The organism is Vibrio sp. 2033 (assembly GCF_033339735.1).
Genome location: NZ_JAWOVC010000755.1, coordinates 1 through 534, shown reverse-complemented (window position 1 = coordinate 534; position 534 = coordinate 1). Strand labels below are relative to the sequence as shown.

Annotated in this window: 1 protein-coding gene; it reads left to right on the top strand. The window is 45.5% G+C overall.

Annotated elements, in window-relative coordinates; all coding sequences use genetic code 11:
* Window positions 1-534: LysR substrate-binding domain-containing protein (locus R7P74_RS28910; protein ID WP_318124144.1), on the top strand; the 534-nt coding region annotated here is incomplete at both ends.

Here is a 534-nt window from a genome sequence, read left to right as displayed (position 1 = left end):
AGTCGAACAGGCGAGGATATTTGAAAACATCGCACTGAGCCTTTCTTTCGGAGGTTTGGAGCGCGTGGTGATTGCCTATTCGAGCTTTATGCCGCCTTCTGCTTTGTTCATGATTCGCAAACAATTAGCGAAAGATTTTCCGACCATGCGTGTTGAGTTATTAGTGCGTGATCGCGCTGAAATCAAGCGCGGTATTGTTGATGGCTCAATCCACTGTGGATTAGTTAATGTGCACGAAAGTAGCGCGATGTACAGTATGGACTCGGTTTTTTTAGGCCACGTCGAGTTCGTTCCTTATGTTCAAGCTGGTGGACGGTTAGCGAAATTAGATCAGAACTCAGTTGTTGACGCGATGGTGACCGAGAGACAGTTCATTCTAAAATCGCTAGTTGATGAAGGCTTAAAAGAGAAATTCATATTTTCAGCCAATAATGAGCAAGTCGATCAGCTCTCTGTTGTCATCAATATGGTGCGAGAGGGGTTAGGGTGGTCGTGGCTACCCAAGGCATTAACCAAGCCTCAGTTTAAAGCAGA